Genomic DNA, 12,777 nt, shown 5'->3' on the forward strand with positions numbered 1-12,777 from the left:
GATGGAGTTCCCCTGATGGGCATCAGACTCGGAGACAACCAGTACGGCAAGGCGGAGGTCCGCCTCGTCCACGTCCAGCGCGACACCGACGTCCACCAGATCAAGGACATCAACGTCACCTCCCAGCTCCGCGGCGACCTGGAGGAGGTCCACACCGTCGGCGACAACGCCAAGTGTCTGCCGACGGACACACAGAAGAACACCGTCTACGCCAAGGCCCGCGAGTGGGGCGGCGTCGGTGCGATCGAGGACTTCGCCCTGCGTCTGGCCCGCCACTTCGTGGACGAGCACGAGTACGTGTACGGCGCCCGCCAGGAGATCGACGAGTACTCCTGGGACCGGATCGCCACCTCGAAGGGCCCGCACGACCACGCGTTCTCCCGCAGGGGCGCCGAGACCCGCACCACCGTCGTCAACAAGGACGGCGACAAGGAGTGGGTGGTCTCCGGCTTCGAGGGCCTGACCGTGCTCAAGTCCACCGGCTCGGAGTTCCACGGGTACCCCAGGACCCGGTACACGACGCTGCCCGAGACCAACGACCGCATCCTGGCCACGGACGTCACCGCCCGCTGGCGCTACGTCGGCACCGACCACGACTTCGACAAGGCCTACGCGTCGGTCCGTGCCCTCTGCCTTGAGCTCTTCGCGGAGACGCACAGCCTCGCCCTCCAGCAGACGCTGTACGCGATGGGCACGGCCGTCCTCGAAGCCCACCCCGAGATCGCCGAGATCCGCTTCTCCATGCCGAACAACCACCACTTCCTGGTGGACCTGTCCCCGTTCGGCCTGGACAACCCCAACGAGGTCTTCTTCGCCGCCGACCGGCCCTACGGCAAGATCGAGGCCACGGTCGAGCGGGACGACGCCCCCGACGCGGGCGACGCCTGGAAGGCCGTCCCGGGCTTCATCTAACCCCCCTTCCCGGTGACGGCCCCGGGGGTGCTCCCCCGGCCCGCCCCGGTGCTCTTCGGAGCTCTCTGAACGCCGGGGCCCGTGCGTGCGGCCGGGCCCCGGACCCCTCCATCACCCGAGGTCACCCTCGCCTGCCCACCCGAGTTGGGCCACACCGGCCTTCGGCATGCCCGGAAACAGCTGTCCCGGGCGTTCAAGGCCGGCGCGACACCACCGGGCACCCGCCCCGGAGAACCCGGTCACCCCCCTCTCTCGGTGACCGCCGATCGCAAAGGCTGGAAACTGGCCATGTCGAACAGTCCGTCCGCGAAGGACTCGGCCACAACAACCGCCACTACCCCCTCCCGGCCCGAGGACGAGAAGCTGCCCGTGCGGCTCATGCTCGTCTACGGGCTCCAGCACATCCTCACCATGTACGCCGGTGCGGTGGCACCGGCCCTGGTCATCGGCGCCGCCGCTGGGCTCGCGAACGACCCCGCCGCCATGGGAATCCTCGTCAGCGGCGCGCTCCTGGTGGCGGGTATCGCCACCCTCATGCAGACCGTCGGCCACAAGAGGATCGGCGCGCAGATGCCGATCGTGGTGGCCTGCTCCTTCGTGCCCGTCAGCGCGATCACCGCCCTCGCGGCCGGCCAGGACGGGGAAAACCTCCCCGTCGCCTTCGGCGCGTCCATGGCCGCCGGTGTGTTCGCGCTGCTCCTGACCCCCTTCTTCGGGCAGCTCATCCGCTTCTTCCCCCCGATCGTCACCGGCACGATCATCACGGTGATCGGCGTCAGCCTGATGCCGGTGGCCGCGCGCTGGATCATGGACGACTCCGTGCGCGTCATGGCGGACGGCGCCGAGGTCCCGGCCGCGCCCGTCGCCAACCTCGCCCTGGCCGGGCTCACCCTGGCCGTCATCCTCGTCGGTTCCCGCCTGTTCCCGGGGATCTGGGGACGCCTTTCCATCCTGCTCGGCCTGGTCGTGGGCACGCTCGTCGCCGTCCCGCTCGGCATGGCCGACTTCAGCCGGGTGGGCGAGGCCGACGTCGTCTTCGACCCGACCTCGGTGTTCTACTTCGGCGCTCCGCAGTTCGAGGTCGCGGCGATCATCACCATGTGCATCATCATGCTCGTGGTCCTCACCGAGGGCGCCTCGCACATCATCGCGGTCGGCGAGATCACCGGCTCCAAGGTGGACGCCAAGCGCATCTCGGCCGGTCTGCGCGCCGACGTGAGCGGGTCCATCATCGGCCCGATCTTCAGCGCCACCCCCACCAGCTCGTTCGCGCAGAACATCGGCCTGCTCGCCCTCACCGGTATCCGCAGCCGCTTCGTGGTGGCCACCGGAGCGGGCATCCTGCTGGTCCTGGGCATGTTCCCGGTGCTCGGCGGGGTGATGGCGGCCATCCCCACCCCGGTCCTGGGCGGCGCGGGCCTGGTGCTGTTCGGCAGCGTCGCGGCCAGCGGCATCAAAACCCTGGCCAAGGTGGACTTCACCAACAACCTCAACCTCATCCTGGTCGCCGCCTCCATCGGCGTGGCCGTCATCCCGCTGGCCTACCCGACCTTCTACGCTTTCCTGCCCGAGTCCGTCGAGCTGATCGCGCACTCGGGCATCATCGGCGCGGCCATCGTCTCGATCCTGCTGAACATCTGCTTCAACGTGATCGGTCGGGGCCCCTCCGCGGACCCCGCCGACATCGACCAGGCGGACATCGGCAGCGCCGGGCCCGGTGAGGCCAAGTACACCGACCAGGCGGGCGCCACCTACCGGAGTTCGGACGCCGACCGGACCTGACCCGGGTCCCATCCCCCAGGGGCGGAGCGCCGTGACCACGCGCCCGCCCCGCTTCTGTTAAGTGACGGTGAATGGTATGCCTGTGAGGGTGACCGACTGGGACCTGCGCAAGCTGCGCGTACTCCGCACCCTCGAAGAGCTCGGCACCGTCCGGGAGACGGCCGAGGCCCTGTCCATGACGCCCTCGGCCGTCTCCCAACAGCTCTCCTCCCTCTCGCAACAGGTGGGCGTCGCCCTGCTGGAGGCGCACGGGCGCCGGGTGCGGCTCACCGACGCCGCGCACGTGCTGCTGCGGCACACCGACGTGGTCCTGGCCCAGCTGGAGAGGGCCGAGGCCGAGCTGGACGGCTTCGTCCGGGGCGAGGCCGGGCGGGTCCGCGTGGGCACCTTCGCCACCGCGATCCCCGGTCTGGTGGTCCCGGCGCTCAACGCGCTGCGCGCCGACCACCCGGGGCTGCGCACGCGGGTGCACCAGGCCGAGGCGGCGGAGGTGTACGACCTCCTCTCCGCCGGGGAGATCGACATCGGTCTCTCCCTGGCCGCGCAGGCTCCCACCAGCAACGACGGCCGTTACGACCGGACCGAGCTGCTCACCGACCCCCTGGACGTGGCCTTGCCCGCCCAGCACCGGCTGGCCACCACACCGGCCCTGCGGATGAGGGAACTCGCCGAGGAGCCCTGGATCTACGGGGCCGCCGGGCCCTGGCGGGACATCACCCTCGCCGCCTGCGCCCAGGCCGGGTTCGTCCCCGAACAGGCGCACGTGGCCTCGGACTGGCGGGCCATCCTCGACATGGTCGCCGCCGGCATGGGGGTGGCGCTGATCCCCAGGCTGGCCGCCGCCGGTGACGCCCCCGGGGTCACCCTGCGCGTGCCCCACTCGGAGCAGCCCCGCCGCCACGTGGTCACCGCCGTGCGCTCCGGCGCCGGTGAGCGCCCGCAGATCGCCCTCGCCCTCAGAGCCCTCGCCGACGCCGCCGCTCGCCTGTCAAACGTTCAGCCAAAGCGAACATAATGATCAAAAACTTTCGCTGGAATTAACCGTTCTCTCCTGCGACTCTGGAATGAAGCAGCGAACGACAGGAGAAACGTGAGCAAGGACCCGTCCTTCGACCCCCGCGCCTACAACGCCCAGCCGTACCCCGGCGGCGACCCCTACGCCGACTTCAAGAAGACCGAACTGGACTTCGCCGGGTTGGTGGACCTCGCCGACCGCCGACTGGGTGGTGGCGTCGTCGCCGCCAACGACGAGTTCTTCGCCCACCGCGAGAACATGCTGCGGACCGAGCCCGCGGTGTTCGACCCGCACCACTTCGGGCACAAGGGCAAGGTCATGGACGGGTGGGAGACCCGCCGCCGCCGAGGCGCGAGCGCCGAGCAGCCGCACCCCACCGCCGACGACCACGACTGGGCCCTGGTCCGCCTCGCCCTGCCCGGCGTGATCCGCGGCGTCGTGGTGGACACCGCGCACTTCCGCGGCAACCACCCCACGGAGATCAGCGTCGAGGTGACGCACGTCGACGGGACCCCGACCACCGAGGAGCTCCTGGCCGCCGACTGGACCGAGCTCGTCGCGCGCACACCCGTCCACGGCCACGCCGAGAACGGGTTCAGGATCGATGTCGAGCGCCGCTGGACCCACCTGCGCCTCAAGCAGTTCCCCGACGGCGGTGTGGCGCGCCTGCGCGTGTACGGCGAACCCGTCGCCGACCCGGCCTGGCTGTCGGCGCTGGGCGGTTTCGACCTGGCCGCGCTGGTCAACGGTGGCACGGTCGAGGACGCCTCGGACCGCTTCTACTCCTCGCCGGAGAACATCATCCTGCCGGGCCGCTCGCACAAGATGGACGACGGCTGGGAGAACCGCCGCCGCCGCGACACCGGCAACGACTGGGTGCGCTTCCGCCTCACCGCCCAGGCCTCCGTCCGCGCCATCGAGCTGGACACCGCCTACCTCAAGGGCAACTCGGCTGGCTGGGTGACCATCCTGGGCCGCGACACGCACTCGGACACCCCGGACGAGTGGTTCGAGATCGTCGGCCGCACGAAGCTCCAGCCCGACAGCGCCCACCGCTTCGTGCTGGACTCGCCGGTCACCGTGACCCACGTGCGCACCGACGTGTTCCCCGACGGCGGCATGGCCCGCCTGAACGTGTACGGCTCCCTCACGGAGACCGGCTCCGCCGACCTCCGCGACCGCTGGGAAGCCACCCGGAGCCAGGGCCTGTTCTGAGTTTGGATCATGGTGCGGCGGGCGGGCCGCGCAACCACAGGACGGCCCGCGCAGATGGAGCCCCGCGTGTTTCGTGCCGGTTCTATTGGAGTACCGGGTGGCCAGCCCCCGCCATTCCTTGATCTTGTTGATGGTCCGCTCCACGGTGTTGCGGTCCTTGTACAACTCGCTGTCGTGGCTGAGGGGGCGGCCCCCGGCCGCCCCCTTCCTCTTACGGTTGGCGGCCTGGTCAGCCTTCTCCGGGATCACCGACCTGATACCGCGCCTGCGCAGGTGGGTGCGGTTGACTCGGGATGAGTACGCCTTGTCTGCGGCGACCACGATCGGTCGGCTCCTGGGGCGGCCCACCGGACCGCGCACCTTGATCTTGGCCACCAGCGGGATGAAGCGGAGGTTGTCCGCAGCCTGGCCCTCGGAAGCGACCGTTTGTGAGGCGCGCCGCCACATGCTGCTCGCGGATGCTTCCATCGTGGTTCCAATCGCGGGCAGCACGCTACGACGGACGGGTGTCGCGCCAATCGCACTGCGCGGCCCTGACAGTCCACGGCGTCCTTGGCCGCGCGCCGACTACCTCAGAGACTGCACGTGGCGTCGTCGGGCGGGGTCTGCAGATCCAGGAGGTAGGTCTCGACCACCTCGTCGACGCAGCTGCTGCCGCCGAGGAGGTAGGCGCCGTGCTGCTTGCCGTCAACGGTCAACAGGTTCGCGCCGAGGGCTTCGGCCATCGCCACACCGCCCCCGTGCGGCGTCGCGGGATCACCTGTGATCGACACGACCAGCGTCTCGGGCAGGTCCTCAACGTCAGCAGGGAGCCAGGGTTCGTTGCGCGTGGGCGGCGCTGGCCACGCCTCGCACTCACTGTGGAAGGTCCCTCCCGTGAGCAGGTCGAGGTCGTACATCGGGGCCACGTCACCGAGCTCACGGGCGTGCTCGGTGAGCTCCTGCGACGTCGGCCGAGGCCAGTCCATGCACCGCACGGCGATGTTCGTGTCGAGGTTCCTGGCGTAGACAGCATCCGGACCGCGCTCGAAGTAGCTGTCGCGCAGGACGAGTATCTCGTCGGCGTCGCCAGCGTCCAGTTCGGTCAGAGCGGAGACGACCTCGGGCCACGTCGACTCCGAGGCCAACCCGACGGTGAGCCCGAGGTAGACGTCCCAGACGCTGACCTCCCGGCCATCGGACGTGAGTACCGGGTTCTCGACGACCGGTTCTAGGATCTCGTGCAGCCGATCGGTCGCCTTCGCCGGGTCGGGACCGAGCACGCAGTCCGACGTCTCTGCGCAGAGCGCGGCGACATCGTCGAAGCGCTCCTGAGCGGCGATGAACTGGGTGCGTCGGAACTCGAGCGCTGTGAGGTCGGGCGAAGTGGCTCCGTCGAGCACGATCGCGCGGACCTTGTCGGGATAGGTCGCGGCGTACATCGCTCCGAGCTCAGAGCCGTAGCTGTAGCCGAGGTAGGTCAGCTGCTCATCGCCGAGCGCCGCGCGCAGGATGTCCACATCCCGCACGACGTTCGTGGTCCCAGCGTTGACGAGATTGTCGACGCCGCCGGAGCCGTCGATGCACCGCTGTGCGAGCTCGGTGGCCTGCTCGGCGCTGGTGATGTCGTAGACGGCGGCAAACCCGGGGACGTCGCCCGCGTCGCGCTCCTCGTCGGTATGGCAGCCGAGAGAGGGCGTCGACGCCCCGACGCCGCGCGGGTCGAAGCCGACGACGTCGAACCGTTCGGCGATGGGATTGTCCTGCCACATGGGCAGGAGGGACGCGACGAAGCTCATCCCGGACCCGCCAGGCCCGCCCGGGTTGATCAGCAAGGAGCCCTCGGCCTCTGCCTCGCCGGTGGTTGGCAGGCGCATCAGCGCGATCTGCGCACGCTCGGCCTGCGGATCGTCGTAGTCGATCGGGACCTCGACCGAGGCACACTCCAGCGCAGGGTCAGCGAACAACTCGGCGTCCACCGCGGTGGTGGCGCGCTCCTCGCACCCACCCCAGTCGACGTCCTGCTCCAGGTAGGGATCCAGGCCGGGGTCGGCGCCCGATGAGGGGGAGCCGGGCGTGCACGCGGCAAGCAGCAGGAGCGTCACAACGGCGAGCCCGATCGTGAAGCACCGTGGTCCACGCTGGGTGGGGGGTCGGGTCGACATGGGTGTCTCCTTCATGGTCTGGGTGGGTCGTCAGTCCGCGATGCCGTCGGTTTCGACATCGAGGAGGCGGTGATGACGGAAGGTAAGCGCCCTATCGGTGCCAGCGAGGCACGTGGCGAGGGTGAGCGCGGTGTTGGCCCAAGCGGGCAGGGACACCGGTGAGTCGAACGAGCTGAAGTGATCGGCCCAGAACGCCTGGTGGGTGAGCAGGTCGAGCGCCTGCGGGGCGAGCAGGATCAGGTTGATCGCGAGCACGAGGACCGCGCAGACGGCTAGGGCGCGCCCGAGCCCAGGATGCTCACGAGAGAGCTGCGCACGCCAGTGTTCGGGCGTGCCCGGAGCGGGATCGAGACGTCGCTCGCGACCGTCGGCGTGGACGAGGTGGATGCGCTTCATGCCGTACCTGCTCGCCGCGACCTCAAGGTGGTCCGGTCCAAGCGCGAACCGGGCCGGCATGTCGCAAGTCCGGACATGCCGATCATCCCGGTAGAGGGAGGCCCGACCAGCGAGGTGATCGACGTCGACCGTGGCCGTCGAGCGATCAGGGAGGTCGACGGTGAAGCGGGTGCGTTCCATCGAGAGCGACCGTGGGAACGGCGGCAGCGACGCGCCCGGAGCCGGCTCGTCCGTCGACCAGACCCCTGCCTGGTCGTCGCCGAGGCCGAGATCTCCGAGCACGTCCGATCCCTCACCCGGGCGATGGGCGGATCGGTTCTGCCCCGCGTCTTCGGGCCACGATGAGTTTTCTAGCATGCTCATGCCAATAAAGTAGCACAGGCATGCCACACCCGTCTATGATGAGTCCGTGCCCCGACGAGTCGACCCCGACCTGCACCGCGAGCAGGTCGCCGACGCCGTGATCAATGAGATCACCGACCACGGGATCCGCTCGGTGACCCTCGCACGGATCTCCACCCGGACCGGGCTGGCAATCGGGAGCATCCGGCACTACTTCGGCAACACCCTGGGCGAGGTCTCATGCGCTTCACGCTGGGCGTCCTCATCCGACGCGTCCAGGACCGGAACCCGAAGCCGTCCAACGACCCCGCGACCGGGATCGTGGAGCTGATCGCCTTCGCCACGCCGACCGACGAACAGCAGCACCGGGAGAACGTCACCCTGGTGGAGTACCGCGTCATGGCTCGCACGGGACCCCGAGATCGCGGCCGACGTCGCGGCGACGTCCCGGGCGGCGACCGAGGCGATCCGCTCCCCCTTGACACGCGGCCCTCCGAAAGAGAAGCACGATGATCCGCGGCCCGAGGCACCAGCACGCCTGCGTCCGACGACGCCCCGCCAGAGGAAGTTCGCAGTGACCTGCAGCTGCTCGCCGGTATCAAGGCGGTTGACCTGCGCGACCCATCGCCCATCGTGTGACGACCGCTCCAGTCCCGCGACTCGGCAGCAGTAGTGGATGTCCTGGGCGATCACCTAGTCGAGGGTCGAGGATCTCGCCTCAGCCCGCGATGACCGACCCCGGGCAAAGTTTGTCGGTAGCCGTAGGTGAACAGGTCGCTGTCCGAACGGACACCGGCGTATCGATGTGTCCACCACGTGCCGCCCCGCTCACCCTGAGCCTCGATGACCACGAATCCGAGGTTCGGGAAGTCAACCCTCAGCCGGTGCGCGGCACCGATCCCAGAAATCCCCGCGCCGATCAGCAGCACATCAGTATGACTGCCGTGCAGGCCGCCGGACCCATCGGCTGCGGAGACAATGTCATGCGTCGCGGCAATTCAGTGTTCCCGGGCCGTCTCTCGCGTCGGTGTAAGTACGGGCCCCCTTGGCATCAACGGGGATTCTGCGGTCAGAGTCGCGTATCCCTTCCCCATTGCCCCGTGTGCGGGATCAGAGGCTTCTTCGAGCCCCGGCGGGTGGGCTTTCGAAATCCAGCAGGCTGCCGCCAATGGCCTCGGGCGAAGCGATGGCGCATTCCCCCGGATCTTTTCTGGCATTAGAATGCTCATCAAGTTAGCATGTCCATGCTATTTGTGGGTAGGATGGCGGCATGCCAAAAAGAGTCGACCCAGACACTCGCCGGGAGCTGATCGCCGACGCCGTGATCGACGAGATCGCCGTGCACGGCCTCCAGTCAGTGACCCTCGCCCGCATCGCCGAGCGCACCGGCTTGGCCATCGGGAGCATCCGGCACTACTTCGGCAACAACGTCCGCGAACTCATGCGCTTCACCCTGCGCGTCCTGATCCAACGCGCAGAACAACGCGCTCCAACCCTGTCCGAAGACCCAACGACACGGATCGTGGACGTGATCACCTTCACCGCTCCGACCAGCGAGCAGGAGCGCAAGGAGAACATCGCCCTCGTCGAGTACCGAGTCATGGGACGGGCGGACGCTGAGATCGGCGCCGAGATCGCCGCCGCGAGCGCCGCGGCAGCAGCCGCGATTGATCCACTCCTGCGCGCGGCGCTAGCTGACCGCGCCATCGACGAACAGGCGCTGCACCGCGAGACGCTTCTGCTCATCACCCTGGTCGAAGGCTTCTCGCTCAGCTCCGCCCTTGCTCCCACTCCGCTACACGCGACGGATGTCCGGGCCGTGGCGGAGGCCGCTGTCCGCCGCCTCCGCGATGCCTACGAACCATTGCCGAAAAATCAAGAGGCCTGATTCGTGGACGCGTGCTCGGAGATCGCTCACGAGACTCGCGACCGTCGAAAGGCGACGGGGCGGGAGTGGAACCGAGGCTGGGAAGCAAGTGCGAATTGATCCACAGCCAGCAGCCCCTACACAGAGACCAGGGCGGGCACGCGTCAGCGGGCCCGCCCTTCCACATGCCCGCAGGCCTCAGAGCACATGCAGGTGTGCGGCACCCTCAGCCCCAAAGGGTTACGCGAAGCCCCGCCACCGGTGGTCGAGCATGCACAGGGCGCGAACCCCTCAAGCCCAGGGAGTTTGCTAGAAGCCCCGCCACCGGTGGCAGCACACGGGTACCCGTCCACACCCCCTGCACCCCAGGAGGATCGTCCTGTTCGGGTTACTACAGCACATGGCGGAACTTCGAACCCCGCACAACTCAAGGCAGCACACACGTGCACGTCCACACCCCTGTGCACCAGGGGGTTTGTCCTGTGCGGGTTACTACAGCACGTGGGTGGGTTTCGCCCCCCCTGGGGCTGAGGTCTGTCTGACGACTCCACTCACAAGAACGGGCGCCCCGCTGGTGGCGGGGCGCCCGGGACCGGAACCGGGTCAGTTCCGGGTGATCATCTGGCCGTTCACGCTGTCCGAGGTGACCTCGGTGCCGCGCAGGATGGTGCGGCGGACCCGGCCCAGGAGGTCGGCGCCGTCGTAGGCGCTCACCGGGTTGCGGTGCGCCAGGGAGCTGGCCTCCACGTGGAAGGGCTCGTCGGGGGCGAAGACCGCCAGGTCCGCGTCCATACCCGGGGCGATCGAGCCCTTGCCGGTCACACCGGCCACGCTGGCGGGCCTGGCGGACATCCACTGGACCACCTCGGCGAGCGGGACGCCGCGGCCTCTGGCCTCGGTCCACATGGCGGACAGGCCCACCTGGAGCCCGGCGACACCGCCCCAAGCGGTGCCGAAGTCACCGGTGTCCAGGTCCTTCAGGTCCGGGGTGCTCGGCGAGTGGTCGCTGACGACGCAGTCGATCAGCCCGTCCTGGAGCGCGCGCCAGAGGAGGTCGCGGTTGGCGCCGTCACGGATCGGCGGGCAGCACTTGTAGCTGGTCCCGCCAGCCGGGATCTCCTCGGCTGCCAGCGTGAGGTAGTGCGGGCAGCTCTCCACTGTGAGCGGCACGCCCTCCTGCTTGGCCTGCGCGATGAGCGGCAGGGCCGAGGCGCTGGACAGGTGCAGGATGTGCGCGCGGACCCCGGTTCGGCGGGCCGTGTCGATCACCAGGGCGATCGCGGCGTTCTCGGCCTCATCAGGGCGTGAGGCCAGGAAGTCCGCGTAGTCGCGCCCGGACGCGGCGGGCGCCGAGTCCAGCACCTTGGGGTCCTCCGCGTGCACGATCAGCCTGCCGCCGAACGCCCTGATGGCCGTGGCGGCGGTGTTCAGCTGCTCCGGGGACAGGTGCCCGAACTCGTCCACCCCGGAGGGCGACAGGAACGCCTTGAACCCGAACACTCCCTCGGACCAGAGGTCGGAGAGGGTGCCGGTGGTGTCGGCTCCGGAGTTCTCCGGGACGGCCCCGCCCCAGAAGCCCACGTCCACGGCGAGCTTGCCCTCGGCCACGGCTCGTTTGGCCTTGAGGCCGTCGAGCGTGGTGGTGGGCGGCACGCTGTTGAGCGGCATGTCCACGAGGGTGGTCACACCGCCCAGCGCGGCGGCGCGGGTCGCGCTGGCGAAACCCTCCCACTCGGTGCGGCCGGGCTCGTTGACGTGCACGTGGCTGTCCACGAGGCCGGGGAGGAGGATCTCGTCCTCGGCCAGGCGCAGCTCGCGGGCGACGTCGACGGGGGCGGCGTCACCGGTGAGGACCCCGGTGATCCTTCCGTCGTCCACGACCACGCTGACGGCGCGCTCACCCTCGGGGGTGAGGGCGCGGCGGGCGCGTACTACGAGTGCGTGCTCGGTCAACTCACTGCTCCTGTCCGACACGGCGGGTGGCCAGAGCGACGATGGTACCGGCGTCGGCACCGGCGGCAGTGACCACCTCGGACTCCTCCAGGGCGCCGCAGCGCAGGCCGCTGGCCAGCACTGACGCCAGCGCCTGGGCGGTGGCCGGTTCGTCCATCACGTTGCCCCCGGCCTGGCCGAGGTAGGCCTTGAGACGGGCTGCGGCGGGGGCGAAGGCCTCTCGGTAGAAGGCGTAGGTGGCCAGGTAGCGGATGGGGAGCTGGTGGGGGTGCAGGTCCCAGCCCTGGTAGAAGCCGCGCTCCAGGGAGCGGCGGACCAGCCCGGCGTGCAGGTTCCACGCGGAGCGCACGTCCTCGGGGCTGCCCGTGGGCAGGATGTTGCTGCCCCCGTCGGAGAGCCACACGCCGGTCCCGGCGGCGGCCACCTGCATGACGGCCTTCGCGTAGTCGGCGGCCGGGTGGGCCAGGCTCTGGTGGGCGGCGGTAATCCCGCAGGCCGCGCTGTAGTCGTAGGTGCCGTAGTGCAGGGCGGTGACCCGGCCCTGGCCCGCCTGGATCATGCGGGAGACCGCGACGGTGCCGTCGGTGAGCAGGATGGACTGGGGGGTCTCGATCTGGAGCTCGAACCGCAGGCGTCCGGCGGGCAGGCCGAAGCGCTCCTCAAGGCGCTCACTGACCCACACCATCGCCTCGACCTGCTCCACCGAGGTGATCTTGGGCAGGGTGAGGACGAGGTTTTCCGGGAGGGAACCGTGTCCCTCCAGCAGGGTCTGGAGGAAGAGGGTGAGCGTGCGGACGCCGCGGTGGCGCCCGGCGGCCTCCATGCCCTTCATCCGGATTCCGAAGTAGGGGGTGGCCGTCCCCTGCTTCAGGTCCGAGACGAACGCGTTCGCGGTGGCCAGGACGTGGGCGTCCTCGGCCTCGTCACCGGGGGACCCGTAGCCGTCCTCGAAGTCGGCGCGCAGGTCCTCGATGGGCTCGCGGGCGAGCTTGGCGCGCACCAGCGGGATCGCGTCCGCCACGGCGGCCTCGCTCAGCCCGGTGATCCCGGCCAGGTCGGCGGCCTTGGGCGCGTACTCGTCGAGGGAAGCGATCGCCTCCTCGCCCCAGACGGCGGCGAGGCCGGGCTGGATGCGGTCGGCGGGGAAGTAG

The 12,777-nt window shown here is 69.6% G+C and carries 11 protein-coding genes and 1 pseudogene; 6 read left to right on the forward strand and 6 right to left on the reverse strand.

What is annotated here, in order from left to right:
• Nucleotides 1–15 precede the first annotated feature (15 nt).
• The 4 genes from pucL (at nucleotide 16) to alc (ending at nucleotide 4,924) form a co-directional block, all read left to right on the forward strand.
• Nucleotides 16–912, forward strand: coding sequence for a factor-independent urate hydroxylase (gene pucL, locus D452_RS0121910; protein WP_017546282.1), 897 nt, complete (start codon nucleotides 16–18; stop codon nucleotides 910–912).
• 288 nt (nucleotides 913–1,200) lie between these two features.
• Nucleotides 1,201–2,694 carry a nucleobase:cation symporter-2 family protein gene (locus tag D452_RS0121915; RefSeq protein WP_026129562.1) on the forward strand — a complete coding sequence of 498 codons (1,494 nt, stop codon included), beginning with the start codon at nucleotides 1,201–1,203 and terminating at the stop codon, nucleotides 2,692–2,694.
• A 76-nt stretch (nucleotides 2,695–2,770) separates the two neighbouring features.
• Nucleotides 2,771–3,709 carry a LysR family transcriptional regulator gene (locus D452_RS0121920; protein ID WP_026129563.1) on the forward strand — a complete coding sequence of 313 codons (939 nt, stop codon included), beginning with the start codon at nucleotides 2,771–2,773 and terminating at the stop codon, nucleotides 3,707–3,709.
• A gap of 75 nt (nucleotides 3,710–3,784) precedes the next feature.
• Nucleotides 3,785–4,924: an allantoicase gene (alc, locus tag D452_RS0121925; RefSeq protein WP_017546286.1), complete on the forward strand. Its 1,140-nt coding sequence runs from the start codon at nucleotides 3,785–3,787 to the stop codon at nucleotides 4,922–4,924.
• Between the two features lie 48 nt (nucleotides 4,925–4,972).
• Here alc and D452_RS29855 read toward each other — a convergent pair.
• The 3 genes and pseudogenes from D452_RS29855 to D452_RS28765 all read right to left on the reverse strand — a co-directional run.
• Nucleotides 4,973–5,347 (reverse strand): annotated as a pseudogene (locus tag D452_RS29855) (transposase); the annotation flags it as partial.
• 149 nt (nucleotides 5,348–5,496) lie between these two features.
• The gene (locus tag D452_RS0121930; protein ID WP_017546287.1) at nucleotides 5,497–7,068 is read right to left on the reverse strand and encodes an alpha/beta hydrolase; all 1,572 of its coding nucleotides are present in this window, start codon (nucleotides 7,066–7,068) and stop codon (nucleotides 5,497–5,499) included.
• A 30-nt stretch (nucleotides 7,069–7,098) separates the two neighbouring features.
• Nucleotides 7,099–7,827: a hypothetical protein gene (locus D452_RS28765; RefSeq protein ID WP_152498629.1), complete on the reverse strand. Its 729-nt coding sequence runs from the start codon at nucleotides 7,825–7,827 to the stop codon at nucleotides 7,099–7,101.
• Nucleotides 7,828–8,046: 219 nt separating this feature from the next.
• Here D452_RS28765 and D452_RS31505 point away from each other — a divergent pair, with 219 nt between their 5' ends.
• Nucleotides 8,047–8,319: a hypothetical protein gene (locus D452_RS31505; protein WP_017546289.1), complete on the forward strand. Its 273-nt coding sequence runs from the start codon at nucleotides 8,047–8,049 to the stop codon at nucleotides 8,317–8,319.
• 176 nt (nucleotides 8,320–8,495) lie between these two features.
• On the opposite strand, the gene D452_RS31990 is transcribed toward D452_RS31505, so the two are convergent.
• Nucleotides 8,496–8,735, reverse strand: a complete 240-nt coding sequence (locus D452_RS31990; protein WP_204366626.1) for an NAD(P)-binding protein — start codon at nucleotides 8,733–8,735, stop codon at nucleotides 8,496–8,498.
• 341 nt (nucleotides 8,736–9,076) lie between these two features.
• On the opposite strand from D452_RS31990, the gene D452_RS0121945 reads away from it, so the two are divergent.
• On the forward strand, nucleotides 9,077–9,694 hold the full coding sequence (locus D452_RS0121945) for a TetR/AcrR family transcriptional regulator (protein WP_017546290.1): 618 nt from the start codon (nucleotides 9,077–9,079) through the stop codon (nucleotides 9,692–9,694).
• A gap of 582 nt (nucleotides 9,695–10,276) precedes the next feature.
• On the opposite strand, the gene allB is transcribed toward D452_RS0121945, so the two are convergent.
• Together allB and D452_RS0121955 are read right to left on the reverse strand one after the other, a co-directional pair.
• The gene (gene allB / locus D452_RS0121950; RefSeq protein ID WP_017546291.1) at nucleotides 10,277–11,626 is read right to left on the reverse strand and encodes an allantoinase AllB; all 1,350 of its coding nucleotides are present in this window, start codon (nucleotides 11,624–11,626) and stop codon (nucleotides 10,277–10,279) included.
• 1 nt (nucleotide 11,627) lies between these two features.
• Nucleotides 11,628–12,777 (reverse strand): DUF6986 family protein (locus D452_RS0121955; RefSeq protein ID WP_017546292.1); only part of this gene is annotated, 1,150 nt, incomplete at its 5' end.

Origin of the sequence: Nocardiopsis prasina DSM 43845 (assembly GCF_000341265.1) — a bacterium.
Classification (GTDB): domain Bacteria; phylum Actinomycetota; class Actinomycetes; order Streptosporangiales; family Streptosporangiaceae; genus Nocardiopsis; species Nocardiopsis prasina.

Coding starts and splice junctions, on each gene's coding strand:
- D452_RS0121920 (WP_026129563.1), top strand. CDS start 2,771: ATGCCTGTGAGGGTGACCGACTGGGACCTGCGCAAGCTGCGCGTACTC.
- pucL (WP_017546282.1), top strand. CDS start 16: ATGGGCATCAGACTCGGAGACAACCAGTACGGCAAGGCGGAGGTCCGC.
- D452_RS28765 (WP_152498629.1), bottom strand. CDS start 7,827: ATGAGCATGCTAGAAAACTCATCGTGGCCCGAAGACGCGGGGCAGAAC.
- D452_RS31505 (WP_017546289.1), top strand. CDS start 8,047: ATGCGCTTCACGCTGGGCGTCCTCATCCGACGCGTCCAGGACCGGAAC.
- D452_RS0121915 (WP_026129562.1), top strand. CDS start 1,201: ATGTCGAACAGTCCGTCCGCGAAGGACTCGGCCACAACAACCGCCACT.
- D452_RS0121930 (WP_017546287.1), bottom strand. CDS start 7,068: ATGTCGACCCGACCCCCCACCCAGCGTGGACCACGGTGCTTCACGATC.
- D452_RS0121945 (WP_017546290.1), top strand. CDS start 9,077: ATGCCAAAAAGAGTCGACCCAGACACTCGCCGGGAGCTGATCGCCGAC.